18 protein-coding genes are annotated in these 15,307 nt (G+C 62.4%); 10 read left to right on the top strand and 8 right to left on the bottom strand.

Annotation, left to right across the window (positions count from 1 at the left end; genetic code table 11):
* Positions 1 to 347, top strand: a 347-nt coding sequence (locus tag GRX31_RS30805) for a hypothetical protein (RefSeq protein ID WP_237426684.1), incomplete at its 5' end; no start/stop codon positions are given.
* A 34-nt stretch (positions 348 to 381) separates the two neighbouring features.
* On the opposite strand, the gene GRX31_RS14585 is transcribed toward GRX31_RS30805, so the two are convergent.
* The 3 genes from GRX31_RS14585 to GRX31_RS14595 form a co-directional block, all read right to left on the bottom strand.
* A complete protein-coding gene (locus GRX31_RS14585) occupies positions 382 to 987 on the bottom strand; it encodes an ATP-dependent Clp protease proteolytic subunit (RefSeq protein ID WP_046240535.1) in 606 nt (201 codons plus the stop codon).
* 78 nt (positions 988 to 1,065) lie between these two features.
* Entirely contained in the window at positions 1,066 to 1,422 is a 357-nt protein-coding gene (locus GRX31_RS14590; RefSeq protein WP_160853285.1) for an SRPBCC family protein, read from the bottom strand.
* A complete protein-coding gene (locus GRX31_RS14595) occupies positions 1,419 to 1,733 on the bottom strand; it encodes an ArsR/SmtB family transcription factor (RefSeq protein WP_016454521.1) in 315 nt (104 codons plus the stop codon). Before GRX31_RS14595 ends, GRX31_RS14590 begins: the two co-directional genes overlap by 4 nt.
* Before the next feature lie 238 nt (positions 1,734 to 1,971).
* On the opposite strand from GRX31_RS14595, the gene GRX31_RS14600 reads away from it, so the two are divergent.
* Together GRX31_RS14600 and GRX31_RS14605 are read left to right on the top strand one after the other, a co-directional pair.
* Positions 1,972 to 2,556 (top strand): DUF4124 domain-containing protein, encoded by a 585-nt coding sequence (locus GRX31_RS14600; RefSeq protein WP_160853287.1) that lies wholly within the window; start codon positions 1,972 to 1,974, stop codon positions 2,554 to 2,556.
* Positions 2,557 to 2,856: a hypothetical protein gene (locus GRX31_RS14605; protein WP_160853289.1), complete on the top strand. Its 300-nt coding sequence runs from the start codon at positions 2,557 to 2,559 to the stop codon at positions 2,854 to 2,856.
* Between the two features lie 205 nt (positions 2,857 to 3,061).
* Here the strand turns inward: GRX31_RS14605 and GRX31_RS14610 are convergent, their stop codons facing one another.
* Positions 3,062 to 3,448 (bottom strand): hypothetical protein, encoded by a 387-nt coding sequence (locus GRX31_RS14610; protein WP_047325945.1) that lies wholly within the window; start codon positions 3,446 to 3,448, stop codon positions 3,062 to 3,064.
* A gap of 106 nt (positions 3,449 to 3,554) precedes the next feature.
* Between GRX31_RS14610 and GRX31_RS30560 the strand changes: the two genes are divergently transcribed.
* The 3 genes from GRX31_RS30560 (at position 3,555) to dbpA (ending at position 7,428) form a co-directional block, all read left to right on the top strand.
* The gene (locus GRX31_RS30560) at positions 3,555 to 3,866 is read left to right on the top strand and encodes a hypothetical protein (RefSeq protein ID WP_193584884.1); all 312 of its coding nucleotides are present in this window, start codon (positions 3,555 to 3,557) and stop codon (positions 3,864 to 3,866) included.
* Positions 3,867 to 4,009: 143 nt separating this feature from the next.
* Entirely contained in the window at positions 4,010 to 5,686 is a 1,677-nt protein-coding gene (locus GRX31_RS14620) for a hypothetical protein (protein WP_160853291.1), read from the top strand.
* A 341-nt stretch (positions 5,687 to 6,027) separates the two neighbouring features.
* Positions 6,028 to 7,428: an ATP-dependent RNA helicase DbpA gene (gene dbpA / locus GRX31_RS14625; RefSeq protein ID WP_016454517.1), complete on the top strand. Its 1,401-nt coding sequence runs from the start codon at positions 6,028 to 6,030 to the stop codon at positions 7,426 to 7,428.
* 162 nt (positions 7,429 to 7,590) lie between these two features.
* Here dbpA and GRX31_RS14630 read toward each other — a convergent pair whose 3' ends face one another.
* Positions 7,591 to 8,538, bottom strand: a complete 948-nt coding sequence (locus GRX31_RS14630; RefSeq protein WP_160853293.1) for a LysR family transcriptional regulator — start codon at positions 8,536 to 8,538, stop codon at positions 7,591 to 7,593.
* Positions 8,539 to 8,604: 66 nt separating this feature from the next.
* Here GRX31_RS14630 and GRX31_RS14635 point away from each other — a divergent pair, with 66 nt between their 5' ends.
* A complete protein-coding gene (locus GRX31_RS14635; RefSeq protein ID WP_160853295.1) occupies positions 8,605 to 9,387 on the top strand; it encodes an SDR family NAD(P)-dependent oxidoreductase in 783 nt (260 codons plus the stop codon).
* Positions 9,388 to 9,450: 63 nt separating this feature from the next.
* Here GRX31_RS14635 and GRX31_RS14640 read toward each other — a convergent pair whose 3' ends face one another.
* Together GRX31_RS14640 and GRX31_RS14645 are read right to left on the bottom strand one after the other, a co-directional pair.
* Positions 9,451 to 10,488, bottom strand: coding sequence for an LLM class oxidoreductase (locus GRX31_RS14640; RefSeq protein ID WP_047325948.1), 1,038 nt, complete (start codon positions 10,486 to 10,488; stop codon positions 9,451 to 9,453).
* Positions 10,489 to 10,508: 20 nt separating this feature from the next.
* The gene (locus GRX31_RS14645) at positions 10,509 to 11,132 is read right to left on the bottom strand and encodes a glutathione S-transferase family protein (protein WP_047325949.1); all 624 of its coding nucleotides are present in this window, start codon (positions 11,130 to 11,132) and stop codon (positions 10,509 to 10,511) included.
* 117 nt (positions 11,133 to 11,249) lie between these two features.
* On the opposite strand from GRX31_RS14645, the gene GRX31_RS14650 reads away from it, so the two are divergent.
* The 3 genes from GRX31_RS14650 to GRX31_RS14660 are packed head-to-tail and all read left to right on the top strand — an operon-like array spanning position 11,250 to position 13,097.
* A complete protein-coding gene (locus GRX31_RS14650) occupies positions 11,250 to 12,152 on the top strand; it encodes a LysR substrate-binding domain-containing protein (RefSeq protein ID WP_160853297.1) in 903 nt (300 codons plus the stop codon).
* Positions 12,153 to 12,181: 29 nt separating this feature from the next.
* Positions 12,182 to 12,649 (top strand): MerR family DNA-binding transcriptional regulator, encoded by a 468-nt coding sequence (locus tag GRX31_RS14655; RefSeq protein ID WP_016454514.1) that lies wholly within the window; start codon positions 12,182 to 12,184, stop codon positions 12,647 to 12,649.
* Complete coding sequence (locus GRX31_RS14660) at positions 12,642 to 13,097, top strand: PaaI family thioesterase (protein ID WP_160853299.1); 456 nt, start codon at positions 12,642 to 12,644, stop codon at positions 13,095 to 13,097. The genes GRX31_RS14655 and GRX31_RS14660 overlap by 8 nt, the downstream gene beginning before the upstream one ends.
* 99 nt (positions 13,098 to 13,196) lie before the next feature.
* Here GRX31_RS14660 and GRX31_RS14665 read toward each other — a convergent pair whose 3' ends face one another.
* A complete protein-coding gene (locus tag GRX31_RS14665; RefSeq protein ID WP_160853301.1) occupies positions 13,197 to 14,498 on the bottom strand; it encodes an MATE family efflux transporter in 1,302 nt (433 codons plus the stop codon).
* Positions 14,499 to 15,307: the final 809 nt, after the last annotated feature.

Below are 15,307 nucleotides of genomic sequence, written 5' to 3' on the forward strand. Positions count from 1 at the left end.
GGGTTAGCGTTTCGCGCTGGTTGCTGGCGTGGGGTGGGGTCCTGTTTTTGACCCTGCCGGGGGGTTGTTTTTCGAGGCCGGGTCTCGGCCCGGCGGCCGACCTACTTTCCTTTGTTTCGCCACCGGTACGCCGGCCGAAGGAAAGTAGGCAAAGCAAAGGCGACCCGGATGTCCGCGACCCCTTCGCTTCGCTGCGGGGCAACCTGCGTCGTGGCGGTTGCGGGGTTCGCCGTGAAACTCACTTCGCGCTGCGCGCTACGTTCAAACATCACGGCGAGTCAGATCACGAAGCAAGCCTGTCCTTCGGCAGGCTTGCAACCCCGCAACCGCCACGACGCAGGCGCTGACATACGGGGGTGGGGAGAGGGGGCGCGCTGCGGCTCAGGGAGTTACTGTGCGCCGGTCCAGAACCTTGTCTATCAGGCCCCATTCGCGGGCTTCTTCTGCGGTCATGAAGCGGTCGCGGTCCAGGTCGCGCTCCACCTCTTCGTAGCTGCGGCCGCAGTGCTGGGCGTACAGGCGTGTCACGCGGTCCTTGGTGCGCAGCATTTCCTCGGCATGGATGCGGATGTCGGAGGCCTGGCCCTGCACGCCGCCCAGCGGCTGGTGCACGTGCAGGCTGGCATTGGGCAGGGCCATGCGGTGGCCGGGCTCGCCGGCCATGAGCAGGAAGGAGCCCATGGAGCGCGCCGTGCCCATGCACAGCGTGTGCACGGGGGATTGGATGAACTGCATGGTGTCGTACATGGCCAGCCCGCTGGTGATCACCCCGCCCGGCGAGTTGATGTAGAGGTGAATGGGCTTGTCCGGGTTCTCCGCCTCCAGGAACAGCAGTTGCGCGCAGACCAGGGCAGAGACCGCGTCGTTGACCTCGCCGTTGAGAAAGATCACGCGGTCGCGCAGCAGGCGCGAGTAGATGTCGAAGGACCGCTCTCCGCGCGCCGACTGTTCGACAACCATGGGGACGAGCATCATCGATTCGCGCATGGGCGAACTCCTGTGTGTGGTGGTGAAAAAGAAAGGGCTGCGGCCCTGCGCCGCATGCCCCGTTGCCCGGGCAGGGTTTCAGGTCGCGTACATCAGGAAGCCGCCGTCGTTGGCCGCCTCCCTGGCCGGCTGCACCCGCGCATCGGTCAGCACATGGACGATGCGCAGCAGCGTGCCGCCATCGGCGCCGGGGCTGATCTGCAGGTCCACCGTGCTTTCAAGAAAGGGAGGCTCCGCCTCGCGCAGCCGCAGGCGCAGTTCCTGCTGCGGCACCTGCCGCAAAGGCTCGGCATGCTCGGTGCCCGGCAGCCACTGCGCGCGCAGCTCGGGAATGCTCAGCGCGCGCCAGACCTTCTCGGGCGGAGCGTCCAGCGCGTACTCCTGCACCAGCTCGCGGGCCGCATCGTCGGTGTCCATATCGCTCATCTTGTTCATTGGTCCATGTCCTTGAGCAGGCCCTTGAGTGCATCCACGCGCTGCGGCCAGTAGGCGCGGTACTTCGCCAGCCAGCCCGCAATCTGCGCCAGCCCTTCGGGATCGACCTCGTAATGCATGAAGCGCCCCTGGCGCTGCTCGCTCACCAGCCCCGCGTTGCGCAGCACGGCCAGATGCTGGGACATGGCCGACTGGCTGATATCCATCCCCTCGCGCAGCGCGCTGGCATGCATGCTGCCAGCGGCCAGCTTCTCGAAGATGGAGCGGCGCGTAGGGTCGGCCAGGGCCTTGAAGATGTCGTTCTCGGGCATGGCGACACTTTAGCAACCACTTATTTCAAATGCAAGCGGTCCATGGCAAACGCCACCGACAAGGCCTGCTCAAGGAAGTCTGGCTCGGCGGGTGAATTGGTGGGTTGAAGTGGCTGACGTATAACCGCTGCACGGGGCCGCAAAAGAGTCAGGAAACCCGTCATTTCCAGCCCCGCAGCGCATTGGCAAAGCCGAGGGCAAAGGCTCGCAGCAGCCAGTTCACTTCATTGGAGACTCAATGGCCCATTCATCCACTGGCGGCAGCAGACCTGCAAAGCACACTTCCCTCAAGCCACCCCGAAACAAGACCGCTCTGCTGAAAAGCCTGCTGTGGATAGCGGCCGCAGTCGGCCTGGCCCCCGATGCCCAGGCCGTCATGAAATGCCTTGCCGACGGAAAAACCTGGTACCAGGATGCCCCTTGCCCGCAAGGCACCACCGCCAAGCCCATGCAACTGGACCCGCCCCCTGCATCCCCCGGGCCTTTGCGGGACACAATGCCGACCGAGCCCGCCACCAAGCCCGCGTCTGCCCCCGCACCACAGGCTGTATCGCCCTCCTCCATGCTGGAGGAAGAAGCGCGCATGTGTCTTGACTGGTACCAGAAGAATGCCGGCCTGCCCCCGGGCGCAACGTACCTGAGTGCCACCAAGGATCGCCGGGTGGTGACCCTCGTGATTGCCGCCCCCGTTTCCATGACAAACCACACGGGCGCCAGAGTGCAGGGCACGACGCAGACGCCAGCTTCCTGCGAGATCAACGGCGGCAAGCTCGATGACGGATGGACGCGCACCCATGCCCGGCGTGGCAACTGGATTCAGTGAATGCAGCCCCGCAGCAAAACTTTGAAATTCAACCCAATGGACACGCGCATCCTGCTTTTGCATCTGGAGCACCCGCTGCAAGCCTATTCAGGCAGTGCATCGCCCGTTGAAATCGTCCTGGCCGGCCTGGGCTACGAAGCCTCCGACTACTGGCCGGGCTTGGCCATCGAATGGCTGGAGCAAGGTGCACCAGTGAACGCTGAGGTGCTTCAAGCGCTGGCTCGGGTATCTGAGAACAAGCACATTTCCCAACGGATTCGGCATCGCTGCTTCGCCGTTCTGCGCCGACATAAGGCGTAGCTGCATAGGGAACGGTTGCCAACGCCAAGCCTCTAGCGTCGCCAAAAAAAGCCCAATCAGTACGAGCCTGCAGCGACGAGCATGGCTCTGTTCAAAACTCCGTCGCCACAGTGCACGAATTCATGGCTCCGGCGAACTGCAGCCTTCCAACGCACGCAGATTCCCTGCATGTGAAGCGCAGGCAATATGTTCGCGCCCTCCCCCATCACGACACCCCAGCCGACAAGCCTTCATCCGCAAACCGCTTGGCCGCCTTGAGCAGATAGCTCACGGCATAGAGGATGGGGTCGTCAGCCTCGTCGCCATTCAGGTGGTCCACCACCTCGATGGCATAGCCCAGGTTCACCGCCGTGTCGTGCAACAGGCCCAGCAATTCCTTGTCCTCAGGCTCCAGCGACTGCGCCTGATCGGCCTTCACGTAGTAGATGCGCAGCAGATCCCGGCAGACGCAATTGATGGCCGTGATGTTGTGGCGTGCGTGCAGGTCCAGCACATCCAGCGCGGCGCCCATGTGCAGGACGGCGTCGATGGCGAGGTCGGCGAGCCGAGGCGCGGCAGAAGCAGCCGTTGAATGATCGGGATGATGAGGCATCCTGCGATGCTCGTTGAATCGGCGAGGGGCGTCTCTACGGAATTCGTAGAAGGAAGCCGAGCCAGGATGGTTGTCTTCGGCTTGGATACGACGATGGCGGCCACCCGTGGAAAAGTCTCACCGGATTGCGCAAATCCTCGGAGTGCCGACTGCCTACCTTTACTGCGAGGACGATGATCTTGCTGAAGTGATCCTGGCGTGGAGCACGCTTGCTCGCGGCGGTCGGGCGCAGGAGAAAAAAGCTGTATTGGGGTTGGTGGCTAGGCGGCAGGGGGAACGCCTGGGCAGCCGCTATGACGGGATGTCGGCAGGATGGGGCGGCAAGAGATTGCTGGCTGCGTATCGATATCGCCAAGAGAAGCTGCTCCTCTCAGACGACGGCAACCGGCCAAGAGCGGACATTGCTTTTATCCGATAGTCAAATCCAAAGCCGAATTTGCAACGTCGATTGAAAGTCGCAAAGGCTGGATATGGGTGTGTGGACAAAGTGTCAAGCTAACGGGCACCGAGCTTGGACACAATGGCGCCTCAGACGCCTTCTCGCCTGTCTACACCCCCCTCATGTCTTCCAACATCCTGACCTTTACCTGCATCGGCGCTGATGCCCTTATGCTCTCCGCGCTGCACGGTCACCTCCAGACCGCAGTCGGCCAGTTCGCCGACCAGTGGCCCGCGCCGCTGCAAGCTTGCTTCGACGACTGGGAGAAGCCCTTCGTGACCAGTACGTCGCTGCGGGGCGAGACGCTGCGCTTCGTGATTGACACCTCATCCGGTGACGAATTGGAGAAGGCGCATATCCAGGCACTGCACGACGCCGGCGCGACGCACATCCGAGTGCGCATCTGGTACGGGCAGGTCGGCGAAACGCGAACGCTGCATTACCAAGGCGGCAAAAAGGTTGCTGCCAAGGCCTTCCCGGCGCCGATGCTGACTGAGGAGGAGGAGCTGCTGGAGCTGCTGCTGGACGGCAAGGAGGCTGCCTTCGCCAAGGCCATCAAGGCCGGCGCACCGAAGAATGCCGTGGTCGATGGCACGCCGCTTCTGGTGCATGCGGCCAAGGCCCGGCTAGGCAAGGCGGTGTCGGCGCTGCTGGACGCGAACGTCGACCTAATCGCCTGCCTGGCCTGGGTCGACGAGGTCGCAGAGGTTGTGCAGAGCTACGGCGGCAAGAACACTCCGGCACTGCTGCGCACGCTCGTGCAGGCGCCACAGGCCGACCCCGTGGCGCTGTGGCGCTCGGAGTGTGTGCTGCGCGCGCTCTGCGAACATCCCGAACTGCTGGCCTTGCTGGCCTCTCGCGAGGGCGTGGACGTCAACGCGCAGATCCGCTGGGCCCTGCACCCGGAGCAGGTGAGGGGCAGCCTTCTCTTCAACAGTGTGAGTTTCTTTAAGGACCGGCTGGACGTGCTGGCCGTGCTGGAGACACTGGGCGCGCGCTCCGTTGCGCCGCCGGCCATGAGCGATCAGCGCCGCCTGGAGCGCCTGTACTGGCAGGAGCGCGACGCAGGAACCGTTGCCGAGCTGGTCGCCGCAGGGGTGAATCTGGACACCCCGCTGTGGGATGACCGCCCCACCTCCCTGCTGCGTAACGTCATGCGCCACCCGACGATGGGTTGCCAGCCGCTGACCCTGGCCAATGAGTTGCTCACCAACGGTGCCAGCGCCGCGTTCTGGATGGAGCCCGATGCGTTTCAGCGCGAGGTGTTAGTTGGCATTTTCGACGCCAAGGAGCGGGCGCTCATGGCCGACGTCCCACTGAACGGCGACCGACACTTCGTCCCGGCGCGCGATGGTCAGTTGATCTTGGATTTCTTGGCCGGGCTGCTTGCCCAGGGGTTAGACGCCAACATGCCTGTGCGCCTGTGCTTGCACAAATTGACGGGCAGCGGCATTGACGCTGACTTCCGCTACAAGCGTCTGTACTGGCGCGGCTCGCTGCTCGGTGCCGTCGCGCTGCAGCTGTGCGGTCGCGGCAGCGAGATGCGCCCGATCTGCCTACCGCTGGCGGCGCTGCTGCTGAGCTACGGCGCAGCCCCCGATGACGCAGGCGATCTGGTGGATAGCACGAAAGGCGAGATCTACTGGGACATCTTGCTGCGGGGCGACTGGAGCCGCGAGGCGTGGGACAGCCATCCCCCGACCGGCACGGTGGTTGAACGACTTCGCCATCGACAGAACCAAGTGCCGGACGAGGTCGACGCAGAACTCATCGCGATTTTGGAGAAGCGCGGCCGGTAGTAGGCCAGCCGACCGCTCGCCAGCCAACGTTTGCAAGAGCCTTCAGGCTTGCATTGAGTTACGCCGATGCGGCCGCAGGTCTTCGAAACTGGGGTGCTCTGGACGACCGCTTTTGAATTTGCTTCGAAGACCGCAATGGGTCGCCAGCCGACTGCTGGCCGGCAGCTTCAGGCTGGTTGCTATCTGTTAGCCCCACGGCAGACCTCTTGCCATCCATGCCGTCAACACCCAGCTTCCCGTCTTCTCGCACATGCCGGCAATGGCCCAGCAAGCCCCTGTTCTTTCTCAGTGACCAGCGTGCCGCGCCCCGGTCCTGAGAGCGCCAAAACTAAAATGCCGCCATGACTGCACCCTCGGCTTCCCCCCATTCCTTCGACAAACTTGCGCTTTCGCCTGCGACGCTCGCCAATCTTGAGCGGCTCGGCTACCTTGAAATGACGGCGATTCAGCTCGCCAGCCTGCCCCCTGCGCTTGAAGGCAAGGATGTGATCGCCCAGGCGAAGACCGGCAGCGGCAAGACCGCAGCCTTTGCCCTGGCGCTGCTGGCCAAGCTGGATACGCGCAATTTCTCGGTGCAAGGCCTGGTGCTCTGCCCCACCCGCGAGCTGGCCGATCAGGTGACGACCGAGATTCGCCGCCTGGCGCGTGCGGAAGACAACGTCAAGGTGGTGACCCTGTCCGGCGGCGTTCCGCTGCGCGGCCAGAACGCGAGCCTTGAGAACGGCGCGCACGTGATCGTGGGCACGCCCGGCCGTGTGATCGATCACCTGGACCGGGGCAATCTGAACCTTGATTCGCTGAACACCTTGGTGCTTGACGAAGCAGATCGCATGCTCGACATGGGTTTCGTCGATGACATCGCCAAGGTCGCCAAGCAGTGCCCCCCGCAGCGCCAGACCTTGCTGTTCTCCGCCACCTACCCTGAAGGCATCGCCAAGCTGGCCGCGCGATTCATGCGTGACCCGGTCACGGTCAAGGTCGCCGCGCAGCACAGCGGCGAGCAGATCGAGCAGCGCTGGTACGAGGTGGACAAGGAAGAGCGGCTGCCTGCGGTGGCTCGCCTGCTGGAGCATTTCCGGCCCGAGAGCACGCTGGCCTTCTGCAATACCAAGGCGCGCTGCCGGGCCCTTGCCGAGCTGCTGCAGGCCCAGGGCTACAGCGCGCTGGAGCTGCACGGCGATCTGGAGCAGCGTGACCGTGACCAGGTGCTGGTGCGCTTCGTGAACGGCAGTTGCTCCGTGCTGGTCGCCACCGATGTGGCGGCTCGCGGGCTGGATGTGACCAACCTGGGCGCCGTCATCAACGTGGACATCACGCCCGACCCTGAAGTGCACGTGCACCGCATCGGCCGCACAGGCCGCGCCGGCCAGAAAGGCCTGGCCCTGAGTCTTGCGACGATGGACGAAATGGGCGCGGTCGGAAACATCGAGCAGATGCAGGGCAGCCCATCCGTCTGGTACCCGCTGGACGAGCTGACGCCGACTCCCGGCGGCCGGCTCCTGCCATCCAAGGCCACCATCCACATCAATGCCAGCCGCAAGGACAAGATCCGCCCGGGCGATGTGCTGGGCGCGCTCACCGCAGACCTGGGCTACACCCGCGAGCAAGTGGGCAAGATCGACATCAACGAGTTCGCAACCTATGTGGCCGTGGACCGCAAGATTGCGCATGACGTGGTTGCCCGGCTCAATAGCGGAAAGATCAAGGGGAGAACGGTGAAGGCGCGCTTGCTCAAGGATTGAGCGGTTGCAGGCGCCGAGGCACGAACGACCACAACGGGTCGTTTCGCGCCAGCCACTGCCCATTCTTGTTTCGTTGGGATCGACGGCCAACGATGGTCCTGGCTGCTCACCGGGTCCGTCGGCCGCGCCCTCGCCTTGAACGGTCTGGAAAGACCGGACCTGTCATGACTGCGCGGCAGGGTTGGCCGCTTCGGCTTTTTCTGCGGGCGGCTGCAGCCCTTCGGCCAGCGCCGCGCCCAGCGCGTCGATCACTGCCCGCACGCCCGGCACGTTGCGGCGGTCGCGGTGATAGGCCAGGTACACCGGGCAGGACGGCAGCGGCGCATCCACCTCCAGCCGTGCCAGGCCGGGCACGGCATGGGCCATGGCGTCGGGCAGCAGGCAGATGCCCTGGCCTTGCTCCGTGGCCTCCTGGCGGGCCAGGTCGGAGCCGGATCGAAAGACGAACCGGGTGGCGCCCCGGCTGGCCAGCCACAGGTTGGAGGTGTCCTGCCGGCCGGTGGCCAGGTCCTGTCCCACGAAATCGTGGCTGGCGAAGTCCTGCACGCGCAGGCGGCGACCCGGCAGGCGCTGCTCGACATAGCCGTGCGAGGCGTACAGGCCAAACGTCAGTTGCCCCGCCCCTTTCTCCACCACCACGGCCGAGCTGGAGCGCCCGACCCGGAGCGCAACGTCCACTTCGCGCCGCCCGACATCCGTGAAGCGCGACTCCACGGCCACTTCGATATGCAGCCCGGGGTGCGCGCTTCTCAACTGCGAGAGCACGGCGGTCACCGGCTTCACGAAGCCTTCGCCCATGCTGACGCGGATGGTGCCGGTCAGCGCATGGGCCTTCTCAGCGGGCCGGTCGTCGCGCTTGATGCCGCCCAGTCCCAGCTCGAATTGCTCGGCCAGCTCCACCAGTTCCATCGCATCGGGCTCGACCGTCGTCCCTGAGCTGCTGCGGTGTACCAGGGCGCGGCCCAGGGATTGCTCCAGCGCCTCGATGCGCCGCGCGACGGTGGAGGTGGACAGGCCCAGGGCAGCGCCTGCGGCCAGCAGGCTTTGGTGGCGGTGAAGCGCCAGGAGCACGCGCAGGTCATCCCAGGTGGTGGGCGGTTGGTTTTTCATGAATGCAAATCAGCTTACCAGCGCTGCCCATTCCCAGGCGGGCCCCCTGTCGCAATACTCGAGTGCATGAAAACCCCTTTTGATTTCTCCCAGAAAACCGTCCTGGTGACCGGCGCCTCCATGGGCATCGGTGAAGTATTCGCCAGGGAGCTTGCCCGCCGTGGCGCCAAAGTCGTGCTGATCGCGCGCAGCCGCGACAGGCTCGAGAAGCTCGCCCGCGAATTGCCCGGCGCCGAATTCCTGGTGGAGGACCTGGCCGCACCCGGGGCGGCCCGGCGGGTCTTCGAGGCCGTCAGCGCCAGGGGCCTGCTGCCGGACCTGCTGGTGAACAACGCCGGCTTCGGCACCCACGGCAGGTTTGATGAACTGGCGCTGGACATACAGCGGGAGGCCATCGATCTGAATGTGGGCGCCCTGGTGGAATTGACGCACCTGTGTCTCCCCGCACTGGAGCATCGCCAGGGCGGCGTCATCAACATCGCCTCCACGGCAGCGTTTCAGCCGGTCCCGTACATGGCGGTCTACGCCGCGACCAAGGCCTTTGTCCTTTCGTTCAGCGAAGCGCTCTGGGCCGAGTACCGGCCGCGCGGCGTGCGCGTGCTGGCGTTGTGCCCGGGCGCTACCGACACGGCGTTCTTCACCCGCGCCGGCGAGGCCGCATCCTTCGGGAAAAAAGCATCCAGCGAAGACGTGGTTCGCCTGGGGCTGAAAGCCTTCGACGACAACCGCGCATCGGTGGTGCACGGCTGCGCCAACTACCTGACGGCCCTGGGCGGGCGCATTGTCACGCGCGAGTTCATGGCCCGGTTCACGGCGCGCGTGATGAGTCCTGCAGCGCAGCCGGCTTGAATGCCCCCGGTCTCAGGGATGCAAGTTCGCCGCGACCCGGCCATTCCTGGCCCAGGCCTGCGTTCACCAGTCAGCCGCCACTGCCGGCAGCCCTTCGTGCGAGGGAAAGTGCGGCAGCACCTCCTGGGCCAGTTCCTCCAGCACCTCGGCGGGCGGGCGCTGTGACCACTGGATGCCCAGCGCCGCGTGGTTCACCCCCGCCGCCTGCCACTGTTCGAGCAATGCCACCAGTCCCTTGCGCCCGGTGCGCAGGACATAGCCCCCATGCAACGGGGTCGGGGGGTGGCCGGGGTCATCGACCAGGTCGATCCACTCGTTCGTCATGTGCGGGCGGAACGCGCCTCCAGGGATCAGGTCACGCCAGGCGCGGATTTTCTCGGCCAGGTGCTGGGGCCCCCGGGGGGTATGGGTGGCACCGGGGTAGGTCAGCCAGCCATCTGCATGCTCGGCAATCCACGCCAGCGACTGGCCGGACGATCCCGTCACCATCAGCGGAATGCTCCCCGCAACGGGCTGGGGGAGAAACTCGGCGCCTTCCAGGCGCCCCAGCGGGGAATCGATGTCCAGGTGCCCGGGCTGCATGAGCTGGCGCATATAGGCAACCGCGTGGGAAAAGCGCTGTGCCCGGGCCTCGTGTTCCAGCCCGTAGGCGGGAAACTCCATCGGCCTGTCGCCGGAGGCCACGCCCATCACCAGCCGGCCACCGGAAAGCTGGTCAATGCTTGTGGCGGCCTTGGCCAGGTCGATCGGATGGCGCAGGGAGACGATGGCGCTGCCGGTGGCCAAGGCGACCTTGCGGGTACGGGCCGCCAGAAAAGACAGGTAGGTGAAGGGGTCGAATACCTGCCCGGCGTCCCCGAACGAGGGATCGAACAAGGGGACATCGCGCACCCACACGGCGGCAAAGCCATTCTGGTCGATGCGGGTGACCAGATCCGCCTGCCCGCGCAGCACCGACATGTCGCCCTTGTAGCTGCGCAGCGGCAGGAAGATGCCCACGGTCAGCCGGTCTGGTGCGAACATGCGCCGGTAGCCAGGGTGTGCGTAGAACGAGGCATAGGAAGCCCCGCCCGTGCGCGGGGAGAGAGGAGTTGCATTCATTGTCTGGACCTGACTCGTGTTCATGCGCCGGTTGCCGGTGCCGGCAGCGTGATGCCCTTGCGCACCGCAGGCCGGGCCGCGACCCGCTCATGCCATGCGCTCAGATGGCGGTGCCGGCTGAAGTCGAAGTGGATGATTCGCGCGATGTGCATCCAGCCGAAATGGGCAATGTCTGCAATGGAGTAGCTGTCGCCAGCCAGATAGGGACGGCCTTGCAGCGCGTGGTCCAGCACCGTGAACGCCTCCTCCGTCAGGCGCCGGTAGCGTTCGATGGCCGCAGGGTCAGGGCTGTCCGCGAACAGCTCGAAGTGCACGCGCTGGCCCAGCAGCGGCCCGACACTGGACGCCTGGAATTGCAGCCATTTGATCGCCTCCCAGCGGGCCTGCAGGTCCGCTGGCAGCAGCTGCCCGCTCCTGTCGGCCAGGTACAGAAGAATGGCCGCTGACTCAAACAACACCACACCCGTCTCGCTGTCCGTGAGCACGGGAATGCGGCCATGGGGATTCAGCGCCAGAAAGGCCGGCTGCCGGTGCTCGCCTTCATCGATGCGCACATGGTGCAGCTGGTAAGGCAGCGAAAGCTCTTCCAGCGCAATGGTCGCCTTGAAGCCATTGGGGGAGCTGTCTGAATAGAGATGGAGCATATAACTTTTAGATAAACTGAATTCATAGAATCACTGGCAAGACTTATTCTCAAGCGATAAACATCTCATTCAAAGCGATGATTTTTGCTCCATGAATTTAGTAAATCTAAAAACAATATGACCTATCCATTGCAGGCGCTGCGCACTTTCGTGGAAGTGGGGCAGCGCAAAAGCGTCAAGGCCGCGGCGCAGGCCCTGCACGTCACGCCCGGCGCCGTCAGCCAGCAGATCCGCGTGCTGGAAGACCGCCTGGGAGTGGTGTTGCTGGAGCGTGAGCGCCTTGGCATGCGGCTGACCGAGGCAGGCGCCAGCGTGTTCCCCAGGCTGCGTGAAGCGTTTCTTCAAATCGACCAGGCCATGCACGACCTGGAAAGCACCAAGGCAAGACGGAGCCTGACCGTCAGCACGGTCGCCACGTTCGCGGCATCGTGGCTGGTGCCCCGGCTGGGGCGTTTCAAGCAATTGCACCCGGACATTGAAATCCGCGTGGAGGCCACGTCGGAACTGGTGGACCTGCGGCGCGACCGGGTGGACGTGGCCTTGCGCCATGGGCTGGGAGACTATCCGGGGCTGGAGGTTCTCCCCCTCATGGCGCCGGTTCTGACGCCCGTCGCCTCGCCGGGATTCCTGAAGGCGCACGGGGCAGTGATCCATGAGGCCGGCGATTGCCTCGACTACCCCCTGCTGCATGACGGCGACCGCGCAGACTGGCCGCTCTGGCTGAAAGCGCATGGCGTGGCCGACGACATGCGCGCGGAGCGCGGCAGTGCCTTTGACGATGACTTCCTGCTGATCCGTGCGGCAGAGGCTGGCCAGGGCCTGGCGCTGGTGCCGCAGGCCTATGCCCAGGAAGAAATCGCGGCGGGCCGGCTCATCCAGGTGCTGGACAAGCCATGGCCCGCACGATTTGCCTACTACGCGGTGACGCGGCCCGGAGCGGCCGACCGCCCCGAAGTGCGCGCGTTCCTGGACTGGATTCGCGACGAGGCGGGAAAAAACCTGCCCCCTTCCCAACCCTAGCCCAGCACGAGCCTTGCTAGCCTTGGCACATGCTGATCTCCGAACTCGCCCGGCTCACGGGCGTCTCCATCCACGCGCTGCGGCACTACGAGCGCGCGGGCCTGCTCAAGCCCCGGCGACTGCCCAATGGCTACCGCGACTATCCGCGCTCGGCCCGGCGCGAGGTGGTGTTCATCGCCATGTCCCGCGCGCTGGGGTTCGGGCTGCCGCGCATTGCGGAGAACCTGCGCGCCTGGCGTGCGGGGCGCATAGGCCCCGGTGACCTGGCCGATGCCGTGCAGCAGCGCGTGCAGGAGATAGACGAACAGATCGCCGCGCTGCAGGCCCAGCGCGCCCAGGCCCTGGACCATGTGCAGTGGCTGCGCGCCCGCCAGGCCGAGCGGGATCTGGCGCAGACGGCACCGGCCCCATCCAACGCACCCGACAAACCCGCCGCGCCCTGGCCGCGCGTGCGCCGTGCCGCTTCACCCACCACGAAGGAGACAGGCCATGACTGAGCCGACCACCCACCCCACCCCATCCACCCAGGCGCTGCAGAACGCCGTGCTGGCCATGCCCATGGCGCGCACCCTGGGCCTGCGCTTCGTGCGTGCCGAGCCCGGAGCCACCGAGCTGGAGATGCCCATTGCCGATGCCCTGTGCTTTCAGCCGGGCCAGTTGCAGGCCACGGCGGTCTTTGCACTGGGCGACTTTGCGGCGGTGTCGGCCGCAGGTTCACTGCTGCCTGCCGGCTGGGCCAATGCCACGGTGGACGGCAGCGTGAAGCTCTTCGCCCCCGCACGCGGCACCCACCTGCGGGCGCGCGGCCGCGTGGTGGATGCCGGCCGCGTGCTCAGCATCTGCGCAGCCGACCTGTTCGCGGTGGCCGAGGATGGTCATGAAACGCATTGCGCGACCTGGCTGGGGACTGCGCGCAATCTGGAGCCCAGGCCAGCGCGGGCCTGAGGGCGCTCCCGCCGCCTCCCCACCCCGTATGTCAGCGCCTGCGTCGTGGCGGTTGCGGGGTTGCCGAAGGACAGATCACCTCGCCAAGGGCCACCACTGCTACAGGCTCTGCTTCAAGCCAATCTTCTCTTCGGATAGGGAATCTCGCCTGTTGCGGATAAGCAGGACCAACAGCGCACAGGACAGGAGAGAAGAAAATGAGAAAACATAATTGATCATGGAATAACTGGAGCCATGAAATCCCAATGACATCGGGGCAAAAAACACCAATGCGTAAACAACCCAAAAAATGATTCTTGACGACCAATAAAAGCCTAGCCCGCCAGAAATTGCTGCCGCATAGAAAAACCCCACATCCGTAGTTCCTTTGCACACCAAGGAAAGGAACCCCTCACCGACAATTTGATAACCATTGGCCATCGATATTTCATAGAACAGCATGAATACAAACAATGCAACAGCCGGAATAATGGCACAATAAATCATCAATGAAGAAGAATCTTTGATGAACTGAAATTGCACTGCCCATCTTCCACGATTTTTTGATATCTCCATCGCCAGAAGAGCACAGACTCCCATGGCAGGCAGTTCTGCCAAAAGCAATATGGCAGAAGCTTGGGATTGAATTGCAGAATACATTGCACCCAGCCCTGCAACAGACATTGACAATATATAAAGCAGATATTTTCCAAAGAAAGAATTGGCATAGCCAGGAATCAAAACGGAAAATATTCTTCTGCCAGGCAATCCACGAAAATTGAATGAAAAACCGAATTGACAGTATTTCCGCATCAAAGCATATGCGGCAATGGAAAAAATGATGTCACTGAACAGATAGGCAAGAGCGACCGAGTCATCACTCATCCACTCATTCCTCCCAAGCAGCACCAGCACAACAATCACACAGGCTGCATGGAAAAAAACCTGCCACATTCTGAATTTTGCAACGATGGCAGTATGTGATCTTGACTCAAGAACGCAGCTACATACATTGATGATTCCGAAGAATGGAATACACAGAATTATCAATCTTGCCTGCGATACGGCCCCATCCAACAGTTCCTCTGGCAAACCGGATATCAGGGTTTTCGAGATAACAGGAAGCCAATACACCAGAATAAAACAAAACCCGGTGTATAGGAGGACCAGCCAAAGCAGCAAACTGATGAGTGAGTCTGACTGCTCCTTATCTTTGCTGGCAGCCATTTCCGAAAAGAAGATGGCGCCAATACTCGCCGGAAATACAAAGAAAAGTGAAGCAAAGGAAAGGGCGATGCTGAATTGGGCAACAAGAGCAGGGCTATGGAAACTAATGGCAAAAATGGTGACCATGGAGGCAAGCGGTGGTGCGGAGCGCCCAACTGCGAGGTCAAATACCCGCTTTGCATCACCAGGCCTCATTTCCAACCCTCCTCCGCAGAATCAAAGCTCATGATATATGACCCAAATTCTTTGAAATGAAGATCCTGGGTTACTTTGAAGGAGTCATGCATTCTCTTATTATCCTCCGGACCTCTCATTCCGAAGTATGGATAATGATGAAAATAATGACCAAATATATTGTAGCAATCCTTGAAGTATTTCTCCGTGTCCAAAATATGATGATGCCATATTTCATCAATTTCCGAAGAAGGAGGTATATGATCGTACGATCGGTAGTATTTCCTATTTATCCATAGAAAATTTTTGTAATAACGAATAGCCACCTCCAATGCATCATTGCTCCACAATATTGCAATATTAGGATCAGGCTGCGTCAACTTCAAAAATAGCATACTAAAATCCATCGATTCTATATATATTCTTGATTGATCCAAATCAGGCTTGACCAACATCTTTCACCTCATGCATTGTTTGTGATATTTCAACAATGAAAAAGGGGCGTTTGCCCCTTTCTTTAAGTATGGTCAGGCCATCTGCCTTCACAATGCTGACCAGTTGCCATTTTTTGGCTAGACACGCATTTCATGATTTTTCTCTTCTGGATTTTCATATCAGTCCTCTGACGAATTTCGATCACTGTTATCAGCAATCGGTCGGCGTGATACCAACCCATGTACACCTCGCATGTGAATAAAACATGCGGATGCAGCAATTGAAGTTTCTTTTTAGCCAATCCGAATTGGCCAAATCATTGATTGCAAAACTGCATGACGCAATCGGACTGGTCTGAAAAGCGTGATGCGGGCATGCGCTGCCCCAGCATCTGA

Origin of the sequence: Delftia sp. CH05, assembly GCF_009827015.1 — a bacterium.
GTDB lineage: Bacteria > Pseudomonadota > Gammaproteobacteria > Burkholderiales > Burkholderiaceae_C > Comamonas > Comamonas tsuruhatensis.